Origin of the sequence: Paenibacillus sp. FSL R7-0128 (genome assembly GCF_038002245.1) — a bacterium.
In the GTDB taxonomy this organism is placed as follows: Bacteria; Bacillota; Bacilli; order Paenibacillales; family Paenibacillaceae; genus Paenibacillus_AQ; species Paenibacillus_AQ silagei.
In genome coordinates, this window is sequence record NZ_JBBOCD010000001.1 from 1129390 (window position 1) to 1147416 (window position 18027).

At 53.2% G+C, this 18027-nt stretch carries 17 protein-coding genes and 1 other annotated feature; of the genes, 13 read left to right on the forward strand and 4 right to left on the reverse strand.

Annotated features, from left to right (window positions below):
- Nucleotides 1-68: 68 nt before the first annotated feature.
- From tsaE to NST26_RS04675, 5 genes are all read left to right on the forward strand, one after another.
- The gene (gene tsaE, locus NST26_RS04655) at nt 69-560 is read left to right on the forward strand and encodes a tRNA (adenosine(37)-N6)-threonylcarbamoyltransferase complex ATPase subunit type 1 TsaE (RefSeq protein WP_155991279.1); all 492 of its coding nucleotides are present in this window, start codon (nt 69-71) and stop codon (nt 558-560) included.
- A complete protein-coding gene (gene tsaB / locus NST26_RS04660; RefSeq protein WP_340955728.1) occupies nt 557-1384 on the forward strand; it encodes a tRNA (adenosine(37)-N6)-threonylcarbamoyltransferase complex dimerization subunit type 1 TsaB in 828 nt (275 codons plus the stop codon). Before tsaE ends, tsaB begins: the two co-directional genes overlap by 4 nt.
- Nucleotides 1381-1905, forward strand: coding sequence for a ribosomal protein S18-alanine N-acetyltransferase (rimI, locus tag NST26_RS04665; RefSeq protein ID WP_209878273.1), 525 nt, complete (start codon nt 1381-1383; stop codon nt 1903-1905). The genes tsaB and rimI overlap by 4 nt, the downstream gene beginning before the upstream one ends.
- Complete coding sequence (gene tsaD, locus NST26_RS04670; RefSeq protein ID WP_339253954.1) at nt 1902-2951, forward strand: tRNA (adenosine(37)-N6)-threonylcarbamoyltransferase complex transferase subunit TsaD; 1050 nt, start codon at nt 1902-1904, stop codon at nt 2949-2951. Before rimI ends, tsaD begins: the two co-directional genes overlap by 4 nt.
- 448 nt (nt 2952-3399) lie before the next feature.
- Nucleotides 3400-3690 (forward strand) — a binding site (T-box leader).
- 75 nt (nt 3691-3765) lie between these two features.
- Nucleotides 3766-5328 (forward strand): 2-isopropylmalate synthase, encoded by a 1563-nt coding sequence (locus NST26_RS04675; protein WP_340955724.1) that lies wholly within the window; start codon nt 3766-3768, stop codon nt 5326-5328.
- A 332-nt stretch (nt 5329-5660) separates the two neighbouring features.
- Here the strand turns inward: NST26_RS04675 and NST26_RS04680 are convergent, their stop codons facing one another.
- From NST26_RS04680 to NST26_RS04690, 3 genes are all read right to left on the reverse strand, one after another.
- Nucleotides 5661-6593, reverse strand: a complete 933-nt coding sequence (locus NST26_RS04680) for an IS3 family transposase (protein WP_340953811.1) — start codon at nt 6591-6593, stop codon at nt 5661-5663.
- Nucleotides 6594-6598: 5 nt separating this feature from the next.
- Nucleotides 6599-6913, reverse strand: coding sequence for a helix-turn-helix domain-containing protein (locus tag NST26_RS04685; RefSeq protein ID WP_339313488.1), 315 nt, complete (start codon nt 6911-6913; stop codon nt 6599-6601).
- A gap of 612 nt (nt 6914-7525) precedes the next feature.
- Nucleotides 7526-9481 carry an ABC-F family ATP-binding cassette domain-containing protein gene (locus NST26_RS04690; RefSeq protein ID WP_036723187.1) on the reverse strand — a complete coding sequence of 652 codons (1956 nt, stop codon included), beginning with the start codon at nt 9479-9481 and terminating at the stop codon, nt 7526-7528.
- Between the two features lie 216 nt (nt 9482-9697).
- Here NST26_RS04690 and NST26_RS04695 point away from each other — a divergent pair, with 216 nt between their 5' ends.
- From NST26_RS04695 to groL, 7 genes are all read left to right on the forward strand, one after another.
- Complete coding sequence (locus NST26_RS04695) at nt 9698-10360, forward strand: 5-formyltetrahydrofolate cyclo-ligase (protein WP_340955716.1); 663 nt, start codon at nt 9698-9700, stop codon at nt 10358-10360.
- Nucleotides 10351-10827, forward strand: a complete 477-nt coding sequence (moaC, locus tag NST26_RS04700) for a cyclic pyranopterin monophosphate synthase MoaC (protein ID WP_340955715.1) — start codon at nt 10351-10353, stop codon at nt 10825-10827. The genes NST26_RS04695 and moaC overlap by 10 nt, the downstream gene beginning before the upstream one ends.
- An 88-nt stretch (nt 10828-10915) precedes the next feature.
- Nucleotides 10916-11401 (forward strand): MogA/MoaB family molybdenum cofactor biosynthesis protein, encoded by a 486-nt coding sequence (locus NST26_RS04705; protein ID WP_036693720.1) that lies wholly within the window; start codon nt 10916-10918, stop codon nt 11399-11401.
- A gap of 131 nt (nt 11402-11532) precedes the next feature.
- Nucleotides 11533-11775: a twin-arginine translocase TatA/TatE family subunit gene (gene tatA, locus NST26_RS04710; RefSeq protein ID WP_036723189.1), complete on the forward strand. Its 243-nt coding sequence runs from the start codon at nt 11533-11535 to the stop codon at nt 11773-11775.
- A 104-nt stretch (nt 11776-11879) separates the two neighbouring features.
- Nucleotides 11880-12644: a twin-arginine translocase subunit TatC gene (gene tatC, locus NST26_RS04715; RefSeq protein WP_340978689.1), complete on the forward strand. Its 765-nt coding sequence runs from the start codon at nt 11880-11882 to the stop codon at nt 12642-12644.
- 324 nt (nt 12645-12968) lie between these two features.
- Complete coding sequence (gene groES / locus NST26_RS04720) at nt 12969-13250, forward strand: co-chaperone GroES (RefSeq protein ID WP_036723192.1); 282 nt, start codon at nt 12969-12971, stop codon at nt 13248-13250.
- A 68-nt stretch (nt 13251-13318) separates the two neighbouring features.
- A complete protein-coding gene (groL, locus tag NST26_RS04725; protein ID WP_036723193.1) occupies nt 13319-14953 on the forward strand; it encodes a chaperonin GroEL in 1635 nt (544 codons plus the stop codon).
- 143 nt (nt 14954-15096) lie between these two features.
- Here groL and NST26_RS04730 read toward each other — a convergent pair whose 3' ends face one another.
- A complete protein-coding gene (locus tag NST26_RS04730; protein ID WP_339253962.1) occupies nt 15097-16074 on the reverse strand; it encodes a tRNA dihydrouridine synthase in 978 nt (325 codons plus the stop codon).
- Nucleotides 16075-16326: 252 nt separating this feature from the next.
- Between NST26_RS04730 and NST26_RS04735 the strand changes: the two genes are divergently transcribed.
- The gene (locus NST26_RS04735; protein WP_340980798.1) at nt 16327-17979 is read left to right on the forward strand and encodes a clostripain-related cysteine peptidase; all 1653 of its coding nucleotides are present in this window, start codon (nt 16327-16329) and stop codon (nt 17977-17979) included.
- Nucleotides 17980-18027: the final 48 nt, after the last annotated feature.

Consider the following 18027-nt stretch of genomic DNA (forward strand, 5'->3'; position numbering starts at 1 on the left):
AGCATACCGATATAATTAAAAGTATTGTTAACTGTTAAGGGATCTTCAAAAAGGTGGTAGTTGCAGCTTTGGACAATAATACACAAACGGTGTTTACAACCCGTTCATTCGGCCTTCAGGATACGGAGGCACTTGCCGCCGCCATTGCTGCCGCGTCATCGGCGGGGATGGTTATCGGACTTGACGGGGATCTAGGTGCGGGCAAAACAGCGTTCTCGCAGTGCTATGCACGCCATTTGGGTGTGGAAGGTATTGTGAATAGTCCTACTTTTACCATTATCAAAGAGTATGAAGGACGTCTGCCGCTGTATCATATGGATGTATACCGGATATCGCTGCAGGAAGCGGACGAGCTGGGACTGGAAGAGTATTTCTACGGTCAGGGTGTGTGTCTGGTGGAATGGAGCCGAATCATTGCTGATCTGATGCCGCCGCGGCATCTCCATATAGAGCTGAAGACCGCCGGCCCGGATGAACGGGAGATTACGGTGACCGGAATCGGAGAGCCTTACGGCGAAGTGTGCCGGATGCTGATCCAGAAGTGGGGTAAAGAAATATGACGAACTCGAATAATGAGCCGCGTAAGCGGTTTTTGGCGCTTGATACATCAACGGCAGTTCTGGGAGTGGCCGTGACTGGCGGCGGGGAGCTGTTGCATGAGATTAATGCTTCCGGGGAGCGGAACCATTCGGTTCATCTGCTGCCTATTATTGAGCAGGCACTTCAGGCGTCTGCCACTACGGCCGAAAGGATCGGCGGAATCTCGGTCGGGATCGGCCCGGGCTCCTATACCGGAACACGGATCGCTGTGACTGCAGCCAAGACGCTGGCCTGGGCCTGGAACGTACCGGTTACCGGTGTATCCAGCCTGCATGCGCTGGCCTGGGGCGGATACCATGCGGCTTCTGCGCAGCAGAAGCAAGGCTCCATAACGTCCCCGAACGGCACGGCAGGAACAGACTGGATCATTCCGCTGATCGATGCCCGGCGGGGACAGGCATACACCGCTGTATTCGCGGCGGACGGGGACAAGCCTCCCCGGCGGCTGGCGCCGGATGCCATCAGGTTGATGGCCGACTGGGTGCAGGAGCTGGCGGTACGGCTGAAGGAAGCCGCAGCTGAGGGCAATCTGCCGGACACACTGTGGTTCGTAGGCGAGACGGCGCTGCACGGAAGTGCTGATATGCTGGCTCCGCTGATGGAAGCTGCCAACGTCCAGGCAGTGCCTTATGAGCTGGAAGGACGCTGGACTGGATTTCTGGCGGAAGCGGGTCTCTACGAAGAGAGCGGAGATTTGCATACGCTGATTCCCAATTATACGCAGCTGTCAGAGGCGGAGGCGAATTTGCGCCGCAGCAGCGAAGGGAGCCTGAATACACGATGATCGAACCGGAACGTAGACCAGCTCAGGAGACTGAGCTTGTTTTTCGCCTGATGCGGCTGGAGGATGTGCCTGCGATTCTTGTGATTGAACGGGAGGCTTTCACCATGCCTTGGACAGAGGAAGCCTTCCGCAACGAGCTGACCCACAATCATTTTGCTAAATATATGGTAATGGAGCTGGCAGGGCATATTATTGGCTACGCAGGAATGTGGGCGATTGTTGATGAGGCGCATGTTACCAATATTGCACTGCTGGAGGCATACCGGGGACGTAAATGGGGCGAGCGGCTCCTGGACGAGCTAATGAAGACGGCGGCTTATCTCGGCATGCAGTCGATCACGCTTGAAGTACGGGTCTCCAATGAGGTGGCCCAGAATTTATACCGCAAAAAAGGCTTCAAGCCTGCGGGTACCCGCAAGGGCTATTATTCGGACAACCGCGAGGATGCGCTCATCATGTGGGCCGATCTGCCGGAGTACGGGGAGCAAGCTGTAACGGAAGGAAGCGTGGACTTGAAATGAAGACAGACACGGGCGCAAGGGAGCCTGTATTGATTCTGGCGATTGAAACCAGCTGTGACGAGACCTCTGTAGCTGTAGTGAAGGATGGCTGTGAGGTGTTGTCCAACATCATCTCCAGCCAGATTGAGACCCACCGGGCATTCGGAGGTGTGGTGCCTGAAGTGGCCTCCCGCAAGCATGTCGAGGTGATAACGCTGGTCATTGAAGAAGCCTTAAGCGTAGCCGGCGTACGTCCGCAGGAGCTGACGGCTGTGGCGGTAACGCAGGGTCCGGGACTGGTGGGGGCGCTGCTGGTCGGAGTCGTGGCTGCCAAAAGCCTGGCGCTGGCCTGGGGCAAGCCGCTCATCGGCACGCATCATATTGCCGGTCATATCTATGCTAACCGGCTGGTCAAGGAATTGAAGTATCCGGGCATGACGCTGGTGGTGTCAGGGGGGCATACGGAGCTGGTGCATATGGAGCGGGAAGGAGCTTTCCGGATCATCGGGCGCACCCGTGACGATGCCGTCGGCGAAGCGTACGACAAAGTGGCGCGGGCCCTGGGCTTCCCTTATCCGGGAGGGCCGCATGTGGATAAGCTGGCGCATGAAGCGGAGGAAGCCTTCGCTCTGCCGCGTGTGTGGCTGGAGCCGGGCTCGTATGACTTCAGCTTCAGCGGTCTGAAGTCTGCGGTGCTGAACGCGGTGAATCAGAGTAAGATGAAGGGGCTTGTGCCGGATGTCGCGGGCATTGCGCGCGGCTTCCAGGAATCCGTAGTTGAAGTGCTGGTCGAGAAGGCGATCCGTGCCGTCCGTGAATACCACGCGGAGCAGCTTCTGCTCTGCGGAGGGGTAGCGGCGAACAAGGGGCTGCGCGAAGCCCTGATCCGGCGCTGCGGGACAGAGGGGATTGAGCTGGTTATCCCTCCTCCCGTATATTGCACGGATAATGCGGCGATGATTGGTGCCGCAGCTTACGTGAAATGGAGACATGAAGGCGGGATTCCGCTGGATATGGTCGCCGATCCCGGCTATTCGCTGGAGAAATGGTCGGTATCTGCCTATTGACTTTTGCAGATGCCGCCGGGTATAATCAGTTCAATTCAATCATCTTATATTTGAACAAACGCAATGATCGGAAGCAGTAAGGTCACTCCGGGATAAGAGAGCTGCGGGAAGGTGCGACGCAGTCGATGGAGACCTGAACTCGTCCGGGAGCGGAGCGGTGGAAGCAGGGAGCTCTTTGAACAGGAGCGCTGGCCGGTACAGGATGTAATCCGGCGACCCTAGGTACACCGTTACGGTTAACCTCCGTGAGAGGGTGGTCAGTCAAGGCTGGACGGAGTGGTAACATTTCGGGAACCTTGCAGACATGGAGTGGGTATCGCAGAGCAGCTGGAAGGTTAGCGGGTTCGGATATCAACAAGAGTGGTACCGCGACAGTGAACAGCCTGTCGTCTCTTGAATGAGACGGCAGGCTTTTTTTGTGCACATTTTGTGAGAAGTGATATAGGAATGACACGCAAGGATCGGGAGCAGTAGACGGCTAAGGTGAACAGAGAGCTGCGGGGAGGTGCGACGCAGACACCAGAGGCCGGCGAATCTCGCCCGTGAGCGGAGCGGCGGAAAGAGCTAGAGGTACGCTGCTACGGATGTCCCCGTTACCGGACTATTCAGATTCTTAGAGCTTCCGTTATCGGGGCTGGGAGATCTGATACTAAGCTGGACGCAGCCAGGACTTCTGACATCAGGGAGACTATGCGTCAAAAAGAGTGGTACCGCGGAGGGCTGACCCCCCGTCTCTTTATAAGAGACGGGGGGTCTTTGTGCTTTTTAGGAGGCAGCCCTCCATTAGATAAACCTAATTTGAGGAGGAATTACAATGATTATTCCGGTAAAGAAACGAATTCAGATTTTTGACACGACGCTGCGTGACGGGGAGCAGGCCCCGGGAGCCAGTCTTACCCCAGAGCAAAAGATTATTCTGGCCGGCAAGCTGGCGGACCTGGGAGTGGATGTCATGGAGCCGGGATTCCCTGTATCCAGTCCGGGGGATTTCGCTGCGGTGGAGACGATCTCCCGCAACATTCAGGGTGTGGAGATCTGCGGCTTCGCACGGGCAGTCAAGGGGGATATCGATGCTGCTGTTCGGGCCACCCGGGATGCCGCGCGGCGGCGGATTCATCTGTTCATCTCCTCCTCCGACATCCATCTGCGCCATCAGCTGCGCATGAGCCGCCCTGAGGTTGTAGCGGTTGCCAGAGAGATGACGGCGTATGCCCGCCAGTTCTGCGATGTGGTAGAGTTCACTGCAATGGACGCTGCGCGGACGGGCATCGACGATCTGATCGAGATGGTCGAGGCGGTGATTGAAGAGGGCGCTTCGATTATCAATCTGCCGGATACGGTAGGTTATGCGCTGCCTCAGGAATACGGAGAGATGTTCCGGCGTGTGCGGCTTGGGGCCAGGGGCGGAGACAAGGTCATCTACAGCGCCCACTGCCACAACGATCTGGGCCTCGCCGTAGCGAACAGCCTGGCGGCCATTGAAGGCGGCGCCACACAGATTGAGGTTACGGTCAACGGAGTGGGCGAGCGGACCGGCAACTGTGCGCTGGAGGAGCTGGTCATGGCGCTGGAGACACGCGGAGACTCTATCGGCGCCGAGACTGGAATCGTGCTGGATAAGCTGTATGACACCTCACGGATGATCAGCGGGGCGATGCATTTCCCGATTGCCTTCAACAAGCCGGTGGTCGGGCGCAATGCCTTCCAGCATGAATCCGGCATCCATCAGGACGGCCTGCTGAAGGACCGCAGCACCTATGAGATTATGGACCCGGAGCGGCTGGGCATCCCGCGCAGCATGATTATCCTCGGCAAGCATTCCGGCAGGCATGCGCTGAAGGACCGCGCTGCGAAGTACGGCATTGCCCTGGATTCGGCGGAGCTGGACGCGCTCTACGAATCCTTCAAGGAGACGGCTGACCGCCAGAAGGCTGTCAGCGATGATGAGCTGCTGCGGATGGTCAGCAGCACCACAGGACAGCAGGCGCAGGTCTATGCGCTCGGCGAGGTCCAGGTCCTGGCCGGCAGCGCGCCGCGCCGCGTGGCCGCAGTGACAGTGCGCCATCTGCAGAGCGGCGCAGAGACGACCCAGACCAGCACCGGAGACGGTCCGCTGGAAGCAATCATTGCCGCTATAGGGCAAGGGATTGCCGAGGATATCCGCTTCGACGGGCTGGAGCTGCATTCCCTCGGCAGCGGCGGGAATGCCCAGGCCGAGGCCGCCGTCATGGTGGAGTGGAAGGACACCAAGTTCCGGGGCACGGCCATCCATCACGATATCGTGATGGCCGCAGGCATTGCTTACATCGCCGCTTGTAATGCGGCACTGCTGTCGGAATCGGAGGTGCCCTCTCCCGGCTCGGCGGTGAATAGCTAGAAGCTAGAGACCAGAGACTAGAAACCAGAAACCAGGAATCAGGGACCAGAGCGATGTTGTCTCGCGGGTCCAACGCTTTTCAAGGACCGGATGCCTCTGCCATGTCACCGACATCGGCAGGGGCATTTTTGCTGTCAGGGGCTAGCAAAGCGGCGTATGGCCGAATGTAGTCGAAAAACCGACCACATTATATGCCGCGACGGCTGACGGGCGCATTGTAGTCGAAAAACCGACCACAATGCGCCGGATGAAGGTGCGCGAGCCAAATGCGGTGCGACCCCCTTATCCCGGAGTCCTCCGTATAAAATCGGTACTTGTTGTAGATATGCTCTTTATTTCGCTTTTTCTCTCGGCCAGAAGAAACTGGAGCGGTCTTCTAGAGTCTGGACCCACTCCGCAAAGGTAACTGGCGGCATGTTCCGAAGGCTTGTATGCATTCTGCGATTGTTGTAAAAGTCCATGTACCGGTCCACCGCTTCATAGGCCTCTTCGAACGTGTCGAAGGCTTCTTTGCGGAATAAATCCCGATCGATATTACTGTGGAACGATTCAATAAAAGCATTTAAATCCGGCGTTCGAGGCGGAATGCGTTCGTGGGTCATTTCCCAGCTTTCACACATGTCGCCAAACAGATGGCTGACGAACTGTGGGCCGTTGTCGGTGCGGATCACCGGGCGTGCGCTGTCAGGGGCGCAGTGTTGCTCCATGGCACGTCCCAGCGTCTGGCAGGCGTGCTTGGCCTCACACGACGATCCGCGGTGGTAGCCGACGATGACACGGGTAAACACATCGATAATGCTCAGGACAAAGAAATGCCTGCCCTGGCCCGCCACGTAACCGTACTTAATGTCCATCTGCCAGAGTTGACCCGCCCCTGTAATGACCCGGTTCTCCGGCAGCTTCCGAGGATGCTTAAAACGCTTGTGACGCTGCGGCTGCAGGATATCCAGCGCCTGACACAGCCGGTAGCTTTTCTTGTGATTGAGCCTCAGCCCGTGCTGGTTCCACAAGCACTTGGCCAGCAGTTTGTACCCGTACACGTGCTCCTCTCCAGCGATTAATTCCAGCAGCCATTCCTGGATTTCCTCGTCGCTAATCTTCTCTCCAGACTCGGTCAGGGAATAGCCGGGTACGGGTCTTCCGCGCCCCTGGGGTACGGCCTGTGCATCCTGCTTCTTGCGTTTCTTACGGTCGTAATACGTAGACTCTGCTAGCCCCACGAGACGTAGTACCAACGCTGCGGTATTCCCCTGCTTAATGAACATGTCGGCTACCTCGATTTTTTCGGATAAGCAGGGGTTGGCTTTTTTAGCAGTTCACGCAGAATCTCGATCTCTAACTCCTTTTCGCCGAGGATCTTGACGGCCTTCTCGTATTTCCGCTCCACGTCCAGGAGGCGCTTCAGTTCCTCCACCTGCTCCTGAGGATACGGATGATCTTGTTCTCCATGGGCCTCTCGGTAGTCCCTCACCCACTGATTCACCGTCGATGGAGTCACCCCATACTTTCGGGCAACCACCGCTGCCTTAATGCCAGACAACACCTCTTGCGCAGCCTTCTCTCTTGTTCCTGTTAAGTGTCCCATACCGTTCATCCTCCTCCTATATCTAGTCTACATTTTTGTGGGGGAGGACTCCAACTTCTTTAGGGGGCTGTGGAGAATGTAGTCGAAAAACCGACCACAATGCGCCGGATGAGGGTGCGCGAGCCAAATGTAATCGAAAAACCGACCACAATGCACCGGGTGAGGGTGCGCGAGCCAAATGTAATTGAAAAACCGACCACATTCGGCGTTGCCTGGGAGCGTGGGCCGGATGGCGCACAAGTGAACGTACATATCGCCTAAACCTAACATGATTTTTGCCACTTGCGGCATTTGTCAACCTGTGGACAACGTTATCCACATATTCCGCACGAGTTGTGTAAAAACCGTGTAAAATCAGCAATAACGCCTTTTTTGCGAGCACCATAAACAGGAGGTTATGCTATGAAACAAAATTGTGAGAATTGTGGATAATGTGGATAGTTCGGTGGATAAAAAGTCCTTGACAAGCAAAGTAGCCATTTTACGCATGAAAAAAGCCCCGAAGGGCTAATTTTAGACGATAGTTATGCACGGAAACTGTGGATGAGCCTGTGGATAACTAGATTTGAACAAATTGGAAACTGTTAAATTTTTTTTTGATGCTCCTTTACATTATTCCTCAGCCAGTTTCTCCCATTCGCTAAATAAATCTCCCAGCTCGCGTTTTTTGTCCTTAAGCTCACTTTCATGCTCCTGAAGCGCCATATAATCCTGATACACCTCAGGCTTAGTCATTTCATGCTCAATCCCCGCGATGGCTTCCTCCAGCTTCGCGATATTCTCCTCCAGTTCGGAGATGCGGCGCTGGCGGTTCCGCTCCTCGCGTTTGGCCTGCTTCTCCGCCTCATAGGAGAGGGAGCTTCCTTTCTCGGCGGATACCGCTTCGTTGTCGGCACTGCGGGAGGACTTGGCGGCGGCAAGCTCGGCTTCCTCTTCGGCAATCGCCTTGAGCTCGAGCTTTTTCTCGATATAGTCGTCATAATTGCCCAAATACTGATCAATTCCGTCCGGGTGCAGCTCCAGTACCCGTTCAGCCATCTTGTTGAGGAAATAACGGTCATGGGAAATGAACAGCAATGTGCCTTCAAAATCGATCAGGGCCGATTCGAGCACCTCACGGCTGACGAGATCCAAATGGTTGGTAGGCTCATCGAGAATCAGCATATTGGCTCCGCGAAGCATTAGCTTGGACAGGGCCACCCGGGCCTTCTCGCCGCCGCTCAGCGCAGCTACCTTCTTAAGCACATCCTCGCCGCTGAACAGGAAGTTGCCGAGAATCGTACGGATTCTGGCCTCCTCCAGCATCGGATATTCACTCCACAGCTCCTCCAGCACAGTATTGCGCGGATTCAGCCGGGTCTGCTCCTGGTCGTAGTAGGCGATCTTCACCTTGGTTCCCCAGTTCACGGTTCCGCGAGAAGGCTCGCGGGTGCCGGTCATGCATTGCAGCAGTGTGGACTTCCCGATCCCGTTCGGTCCGATCAGCGCCGCTGTCTCGCCGCGCCGCAGCTCGAAGGAGGCATTGCGGAAGAGCGGTGCAGCCTCAGGACTGAAAGATACTGCGACCTCCCGGACCTGCAGCACTTCCTTGCCGGACATGAAGTCAGGCTCGAAGGAGAAGCTGGCCTTCTTCAGGTCGCCCAGCGGCTTGTCGATGCGCTCCATTTTGTCGAGCGCCTTGCGGCGGCTCTGTGCCCGCTTGGTGGTGGAGGCCCGGACAATGTTGCGCTGCACGAAATCCTCCATCCGCGAAATTTCGTCCTGCTGCTTCTCATACTGCTTCATACGAATCTCGTATTCCGCAGCCTTCAGCTCCATATAACGGCTGTAGTTACCTGTGTATCTGCGCGATTGGTGCCGCTCAATCTCCACAATGGTCGTCACCAGGCGGTCGAGGAAATACCGGTCATGGGATACGACCAGAATACCGCCTGCGTAGCCGCGCAGATAATCCTCCAGCCAGGTGAGCGTCTCAATGTCCAGATGGTTGGTCGGCTCATCGAGCATGAGCAGATCAGGGGCTTGAAGCAGAATGCGGGCCAGTGCCAGACGTGTCTTCTGGCCTCCGCTTAACGTTGAGATCGGAGTATCCGGTGCGAACTCTCCGAAGCCCATCCCGTGCAGCACGCTGCGGATACGCGTATTGATCTCATAGCCGCCGTGATCCTTAAACCAGTCGGAGCGTCTGGCATAGCGCTCCAGCAGATCCTCATAACGCTTCGGATCTTCGGCAAGTGCCGGATCGGCGATATCGGTCTCCAGCTGCCGCAGCTCGGCCTCTGCCTCCAGCAGCGGCGCAAATACCGCGAGCATCTCTTCCTGTATGGTGTTATCCGACTGCAGGCCGCTGTTCTGGGCCAGATAGCCAATCGTAGTCTCTTTAGACTTATGAATTTGTCCGCTGTCATAAGACATCTCACCCGCGAGAATCTGCAGAAAGGTCGATTTGCCTGCTCCGTTGACGCCAACCAGCCCGACTCTCTCCCTCTCGTTCACCATTAGGCTAATGCCGTCCAGCACGCTTTGTATACCGTATGATTTCGTAATTCCTGTCGCTTGAAGAAGCATTCTGATGAAACCTCCGCCCTTGCAAATTGGCCCCGGCGGCTTGCGCCCAGGCGATTGTCTAATCTTATTCTCCAGTTTACATGAAAAAGGTGGGGCATGCGAGGTTCATTCTTCTAACAAGGGGAATGAATCAACCTTGGCGAACCGGTGAGAAGAGTGGTAAACTGAGCTTACAAACTATGATAAGCTAGGAACAAGTGAAGGAGGAGGCTGCCTATGCAGGAGCACAGCATGCAGCTTGCCGGGCGGAAGCGCGAGCTTCGCGCCGGGAATACCGCGCTCCGCGATGCCTTGCCCATGGAGCAGCGGGAGCTGTTATCCGCCCGGGTGTGCGCCCATGCCTGGAGCTGGTTCTCACAGGAAGGCGCAGCTTCACTGCTTGCGTATGCGCCGTTTCGCTCCGAGCTGGACTGCCGTCCGCTTCTTACGGCGGCATGGGCGGAAGGGCATAAGGTGCTGCTTCCCCGCGTCAACCGGGAGAGCGGGGACTTAAGCCTTCACCAGGTAAGCTCCTGGGATGAGCTTGTCCCTGGAACCTACGGGATCATGGAGCCGCCGGCCGGGAGTGCTGCTCTTGCCGGAGCCCTCGCGCAAGCAGGACGGGGAACCGGCTGCCCGGAGGTTATCTTCGTGCCCGGACTGGCCTTTGACCGGCGGGGCGGACGCCTCGGCTACGGACGAGGATATTATGACCGCATGCACACCGCATTGGAGGCAGGAGTCCCCGGTACGGCTGCCAAGCCTATGTGGATTGGTCTGGCCTACGGCCTCCAGCTGGTACCGGAAGTACCGCTTGAGGAGCATGATGCCTTAATGGATCTGCTGATTACGGAGAACGGCATCTGGGATTGCCGGAAGGAGAGGGCTACATGGAATTAACTCATTTCAACGACCAGGGCAGAGCCCGCATGGTGGATGTGAGCGACAAGGAGGTTACCAGGCGGACAGCGGCAGCCAGAAGCCAGGTGCATATGGCCCCGGAGACGCTGAGCGCCATTAAGGCGGGAGCGGTCCGCAAGGGCGATGTGCTAGCGGTAGCTCAGGTTGCAGGAATCATGGCGGCGAAGCAGACCGCAAGCTGGATTCCCATGTGCCACCCGCTGCCGCTTACCGGAGTGGATATCCGCTTCATGGATAACAACAAAGATGAACTATATATAGAAGCAACCGTCAGCACTACCGGCAAGACCGGGGTGGAGATGGAGGCGCTCACTGCCGTATCGGCAGCGGCGCTGACCGTATATGATATGTGCAAGGCGCTGCAGAAGGACATGATTATCGGACCTACGATGCTGGTGTCCAAGAGCGGCGGTAAGAATGGGGATTACGCGCTGGAAGCAGAATAGAGCAGCAGGGAATGATACAGCCGAAGGCGCAGCGGCAGCTGCTTCAGCAGCCGGATATACATAGTACATAGAGAGGGAGGGACAACCTATGGCGTGGAAAACAGCAATCCTGACGGCCAGCGATAAAGGGGCCAGGGGCGAACGGGAAGACACGAGCGCCCAGGTGATTCGGGAGCTGGTGGAGGAGGAGCTGGGCGGCGAGATCATTGAATACCGGATCGTGCCTGATGAGCAGGATGAGATTATTGCTGCATTGATTGAGCTTACGGATTATTTCCAGGCGGATCTGGTGCTGACAACCGGCGGAACCGATCTGGCCATCCGCGATGTTACGCCGGAGGCGACGCGGCGGGTCATTGAACGCGAAGTGCCCGGACTCTCCGAGGCGATGCGCAGTACGGTGATGCAGAAGAACCGCGCAGCTATGCTGTTCCGGGGAATCTGCGGCATCCGCGGAAGAACTCTGATTGTCAATCTGCCCGGTACCCCGAAGGGGGTACATGAGAATCTGGCGGCGATTATGGATCAGCTTCCGGAAGCTCTGCTAATGGTTACGGGACAATACCGTCAGTAATCGGACTCTGCTCTCTTCACTTTTGTCTAAATCGTTCAGGATACACAATGGATGTGTGATATAAGTTATGGTATTATTATTTTATCGTTAACTATTGTCATGAACGGACAGAAGGATGGGAGGAAACCGGTATGTTAGGTGGTATTGGCACACCCGGAATTATCTTGTTGGTTATCTTGGCATTGCTGCTCTTCGGTCCCAATAAGCTTCCTGAGCTGGGGCGGGCAGTCGGGCGTACCTTCCGTGAATTCAAGGACGGTGCTCGGGAGATTGTGAACGAGCCGGAAGCGGCCAAGCGGAGCGAGACTGTTGCCCCTGCGGCTGCGCAGACGGCAGCAGCAGAACTTCCGCAGGACCGCCGTCTGCCGGAATAATTTTAAGGTTCCCACGCAGGGGCGTCTTTCCCAGGTCTGCTTTTAGACCGGGGCGGCGCCCTTTTTTTGAAGATGAAAAAATGTCAATCCGGGTGGTGTCAGTCATGTCTCTGGAAGCGGAAGAAATGTCCCTCGTCGATCATCTGACGGAGCTGCGCAGACGTCTTATCTACGTGCTGATCGTGTTCGTAGCAGGACTTGTGCTCGGCTTATTCGTCGCCAAGCCAATCTATCTGTACCTGATCAGCGCCGATGCTGCGCAGGGCTTCGTCCTGCATGCGTTCTCCTTCTGGGACGGAATCGGGATGTATATGAAGATCGCTATGGCGGTCTCGCTGGTCTTCTCCGTGCCGTTTATCGTCTACCAGCTATGGGCGTTCATCAGCCCCGGCCTGCGGCCTGTGGAGCGGAGCGCTGCCCTGCGTTATGTGCCTTATGTGTTTGTGTTGTTTATTGCCGGTATTGCTTTTGCCTATTACATAGTGTTCCCTATGGCCTTATCCTTCACCATCTCGATTACGCGGAGCATGGGGCTTGAGGAGACCTACGGCATCGCTGAATACTTCAACTTCCTGTTCAGCCTGGTGATTCCGCTGGCCCTGCTCTTCGAGCTGCCGCTGATTGTCATGTTCCTGACCAAGCTTAGAGTGCTGAATCCGTTGCGTCTGCGCAAGATGCGCCGGTATGCTTATTTTGCGCTGGTGTTCATTGCCGTGGTCATTACGCCGCCGGATTTCATCTCGGACTTTCTGGTGACGATTCCGCTGCTGGTGCTGTATGAATTCAGTGTGTTTCTGTCCGCATTCGTCTACCGCAGGCAATTGGCTGAGGACGCTAAGCGGGAGTCGCGGTATGTGAAGGCAGATTAGTGGGAAGGGGGCATAATATGCCCCTTGCTGGATAGAATGTAGGAGAGTGTGTGCCGGACAAGCGCTGAAACCATAATTTTGGCAAAAACAAATACGATTTTACGTAAAAGGACTTGAAATTCGCCTTCAAGTTGAGTATCATAAAAATTGTTGTTAGCACTACAGAGGGTTGAGTGCTAACGCTGCGAAAAAACCGGGAATAGCCGGAGCAACATCCCTTATCAAGATGCTGATTCGCTATATTGCCGCCCTGACGGCAGATCCCCGCAGCTCAATCTATGTTTTCAAGGCAAATCACATAATTTCAAAGGAGGCTATTTTTTCATGATTAAACCACTAGGTGAACGCGTATTGGTAGAACCAAGCGAGCAACAGGAAACCACTTCTTTCGGGATCGTGCTTCCGGACTCTTCCAAAGAGAAGCCGCAAGAAGGTACTATTATCGCTGTAGGCAGCGGAGCTTTGAAAGACGGAGTCCGTGTAGCGCTGGAAGTGAAAGAAGGCGACCGTGTGCTTTTCTCGAAATATGCCGGAACTGAAATCAAATACGAAGGCAAAGAATATCTGATTATGAAAGAAAGCGACATTCACGCTATTCTTGACTAGTCTTAAGCGTCTCTCATAACTCAGATTCAGAATACATTCACAAATTATATTAGGAGGTTAACTATACAATGGCAAAAGAAATTAAGTTCAGTGAAGATGCTCGCCGTGCAATGCTGCGCGGGGTTGACGCTTTGGCAAATGCAGTAAAAGTTACACTGGGTCCAAAAGGCCGCAACGTGGTACTGGAGAAGAAATTCGGCAGCCCGCTGATCACGAATGACGGTGTAACCATCGCCAAGGAAATCGAACTCGAAGATGCCTTCGAGAACATGGGCGCACAGCTCGTTAAAGAAGTAGCTACCAAGACTAACGATGTAGCCGGTGACGGTACTACAACTGCAACGGTTCTGGCTCAGGCTATGATCCGCGAAGGTCTGAAGAACGTAACTGCAGGCGCTAACCCGATGGTTATGCGTAAAGGGATCGACAAAGCAGTTAAGGCTGCTGTCGCTGAACTGCAGAATATCGCTAAGCCGATTGTGGATTCCCAAGCGATCGCACAAGTAGCTGCAATCTCCGCTGCTGACGAAGAAGTGGGCCAACTGATTGCTGAAGCTATGGAAAAAGTGGGCAAGGACGGCGTTATCACCGTTGAAGAATCCCGCGGATTCCTGACAGAGCTTGAAGTGGTTGAAGGTATGCAGTTCGACCGTGGTTACATCTCCCCGTACATGATCACCGATACGGACAAGATGGAAGCCGTTCTGGAGAACCCGTACATCCTGATTACAGACAAGAAAATCAGCAGCACTCAAGAAATTCTTCCACTCTTGGAGAAGATCGTTCAACAGGCGCGTCCGCTGGTTATCATCGCTGAAGACATCGAAGGCGAAGCTCAGGCGATGCTGATCGTGAACAAGCTGCGCGGAACGTTCAATGCAGTAGCGGTTAAGGCTCCTGGATTCGGCGACCGCCGTGAAGCTATGCTGCAGGATATCGCTGCTCTGACAGGCGGCCAAGTAATCACTGAGAAGCTTGGACTGGATCTCAAGAGCACTTCTATCGAGCAACTGGGTAACGCCCGTCAAGTGCGCGTAACCAAAGAAAACACTACAATTGTAGACGGAAGCGGCGACAAGGCGGACATTAATGCACGCGTTAGCCAAATCCGTTCCCAGCTGGAAGAAACCACTTCCGAGTTCGACAAAGAAAAACTGCAGGAGCGTCTGGCTAAATTGGCTGGCGGCGTAGCCGTTGTCAAAGTCGGTGCTGCTACTGAAACTGAACTGAAAGAGCGCAAGCTTCGCATCGAAGATGCCCTGAACGCAACCCGCGCTGCGGTTGAAGAAGGTATCGTATCCGGTGGGGGTACAGCTCTTGTGAACGTATATGCTGCTGTAGCTGCTGTTGTAGCTGAAGGCGACGAAAGAACGGGTGTGAACCTCGTGCTGCGCGCACTGGAAGAGCCTGTTCGCACCATCGCTGCTAACGCAGGCCAGGAAGGTTCCGTTATCGTAGACCGTCTGAAAAAAGAAGCTATCGGCATCGGCTACAACGCTGCTACCGATGAGTGGGTTAACATGTTCGAAGCAGGGATCGTTGACCCAGCTAAGGTAACCCGTTATGCTCTGCAGAACGCGGCTTCCGTAGCTGCTATGTTCCTGACCACTGAAGCGGTTATCGCTGACAAGCCAGAACCAGCCGCTGCTGGTGGCGGAATGCCAGATATGGGCGGCATGGGCGGTATGGGCGGCATGATGTAATAAGGGTGACAAACCCTTATGTATCAAGGGTTTCCTGAGAAGGAAACACCGTTTGACCACATGATGCAAAAATAAGAGACTTCCTATGAGTTCATTGAACTTGTGGGAAGTCTCTTTTTCGTAGCTCATATCTTTAATATTCTTCAATCTAATTCTTGATCTAAAAGAGGTTTTACTAAACGACGCACTTCGTCTGTTGAAGTGGTTTCCATTAATTGGTCTCTTAGTTCGCCTGCGCCACTAAATCCACGAACATAGATTTTGAAATAGCGAAGAAGGGGTCTAAATGAACGTGGCAAGGTTTCTGTTGAATATTTATCGTGAAGATCCAACTGTAAAAGAAGTAAATTGAGAAAATCCTTCGCGCTATGTTCTTTAGAGTCTTTCTCAAAAGCAAAGGGATTAGTGAAAATGCCGCGGCCAATCATGATACCATCAACGCCGTATTGTTCAACTAGTTTTAATCCTGTTGCGCGGTCCGGAATATCTCCATTAATGGTTAACAACGTATTTGGGGCAATTTCATCGCGCAATTTTTTTATTTCAGGAATTAGTTCCCAGTGTGCAGCTACTTTACTCTTCTCTTTTTTGGTACGAAGGTGAATGGAAAGATTCGCAATATCTTGTTTCAATATATGTCCTAACCAATCGCGCCACTCATCAATTTTAGAGTAACCTAATCTTGTTTTAACACTAACCGGCAATCCACCTGCTTTTGCTGCTTGAATAATTTCTGCTGCAACTTCAGGATGGCGTATTAATCCGGCCCCTTTTCCACTGGCTGCGGCGTTTTGTGCTGGGCACCCCATGTTTATATCGATACCACGAAAACCAAGTTTTTTCATATCAATACTCATCTGTTCAAAAAGTGCAGGTTTATTGCCCCAAATATGAGCGACAATCGGCTGCTCATCAGCTGTGAACATTAACCGGCCACCTACATTTTCTTTTCCAACAGGGTGACAATAATTTTCTGCGCTTGTGAATTCTGTGAAAAACACGTCAGGCTTTGCAGCTTCACTAATGACGTGACGAAATACTATATCTGTGACGTCTTCCATTGGAGCTAATATAAAAAACGGTTTCGGTAAATCCAGCCAAAAGTTTGGTTCGTTACGCATATTATCTTCTCCTGTTGCAACATATAAAAACGATATAGTCTATAGCAAAGTTTTTTACTCATCATACATAGTATCATTATTTTTCGTTTGATGCACAGAATCAATGGTGTGAGCGACGGACACATTTGTGGTGTCTGCCAAAGTCGAGCGGCAAGTGAGAACTTAAAGATTTCTTTAACTTTCACACAGGGGTTAATCCGCCATGATAGAGTAATAGCTTGATAGGATTTCAAATTGAAAGGCCGGAACTTGATGGGGAAAATCCGAGGTTTTATCATTTTTTTAATCTTTCTTCTCGCAACAACTCCATCAGCATCAGCAGCGGCACAAAGCTCCAACTATGCAGAAGGGCTTAACCACTTGGGGTTGTTCAGTGGAACGGAGCATGGATATGAACTGTCGCGGGTGCCTACCCGGGCAGAATCCCTTGTAATGATGCTGCGGCTGTGGGGGAAGGAAGAAGAGGCCCTGAATAGCATCTATAAAAATCCATTCACTGATACGGGGTGGGAAGGCCGCTACGTGTCGTATGCCTATACCAAGGGTGTAGTTAACGGAATTGATGAATTTCGTTTTGGCGGTAACCGGCCCATCTCTCTTAACCAATATTGTTCAATGGTATTAAGGGTGTTGGGATATTCAGAAACCAAGGGCGACTTTACCTATGGAACTGCGGTTTCTTTCGCCTCTATAGTTCTAGGAATAGACCTTACCAAAGAACGCGAATTCAATCGGGGAACTCTTGCAAAAATAAGCAGTTATGTTCTAAACACAAGACCCAAAAACCAACTTGCCACGCTAGGTCAAACCCTTAGTGCAACAGATGTCTTCACCACGCAACAATTAAACGAGGCAAGGGCACTTTGGGAGCAGGATAAAAATCTGGATGGAGCGACGATTTTAATCTATGCGGTTGGTTCTGATCTTGAATCTCAGCAAGGCCGGCTCACCGATGATTTGGAAGAAATTTTACGTGGTCAGCCAAACCAAAATACGAAAATCCTGATGCAAACAGGCGGAACGCTCAAATATCACAACAAATATATGGCCGATGGAGCGTCCGAACGCTTTGAGGTTAGCCATGGACAACTTCAAAAGCACGAAAGTCATATCCAAACTGCCGCATCAGACCCTAGGACACTAAGGGATTTTCTTGTTTGGGGTAAAACCGTTGCACCAAGTGAGCGTTATATCCTGATTCTATGGGATCATGGGTACGGTACAATGGGCGGATTTGGTGCAGACGAGCTAAACGAACGAAAAACGATGAAGGTTTCGGAGCTTTCCCAAGCAATCGGTTCATCAGATCTGTATTTCGACTTAATCGTCTTTGATGCATGTCTTATGGGCACCGTTGAAACTGCCTATGCTCTTAGAGATCAGGGCAAATATCTCATAGCTTCTGAAGATTCAACCCCCGCAGCAGGCTTGTATTATACCACATGGATAGGTGCGCTAGAGCGAAACCCGCAGATCAGCACGGAAAGAATAGGGCGGTTAATTTTAGATTCTTTTACCCTTCATTCGGGGATGGAAGCTAAGATGCAAACAACCATGTCCATGATGAAGCTGTCTCAGGCAGAATCCTTGGTTAAGGCCATAGAAAAGGCGAAATTGGATCGCTCACTAACAGACCTTGCAAAACGATCAGAGCTGTTAGGCAAAAACGAAGGGATATTGGATCAATATGATCTTATAGAGATCATGGGTCAATCATCAGAAGTCACTGCTGCCGCCCAAGCACTTGCTTTCGAAGTAAGAAATTCAGCTGGCTACAAAAATCGCAACGGCGTGGCTTTATATGTCCCTAACCAAAAAATCGAACTCACCCATCAAATGAAACAAGAGCTACAAGCCATTGGTCTTAGCTCAAAATACATAGAAACTATTTGCAGCGGAAATTAGCTGTAAAGGCTGATCGTTGTCCAGAATGTGGTCTTATAACGAGGAGGT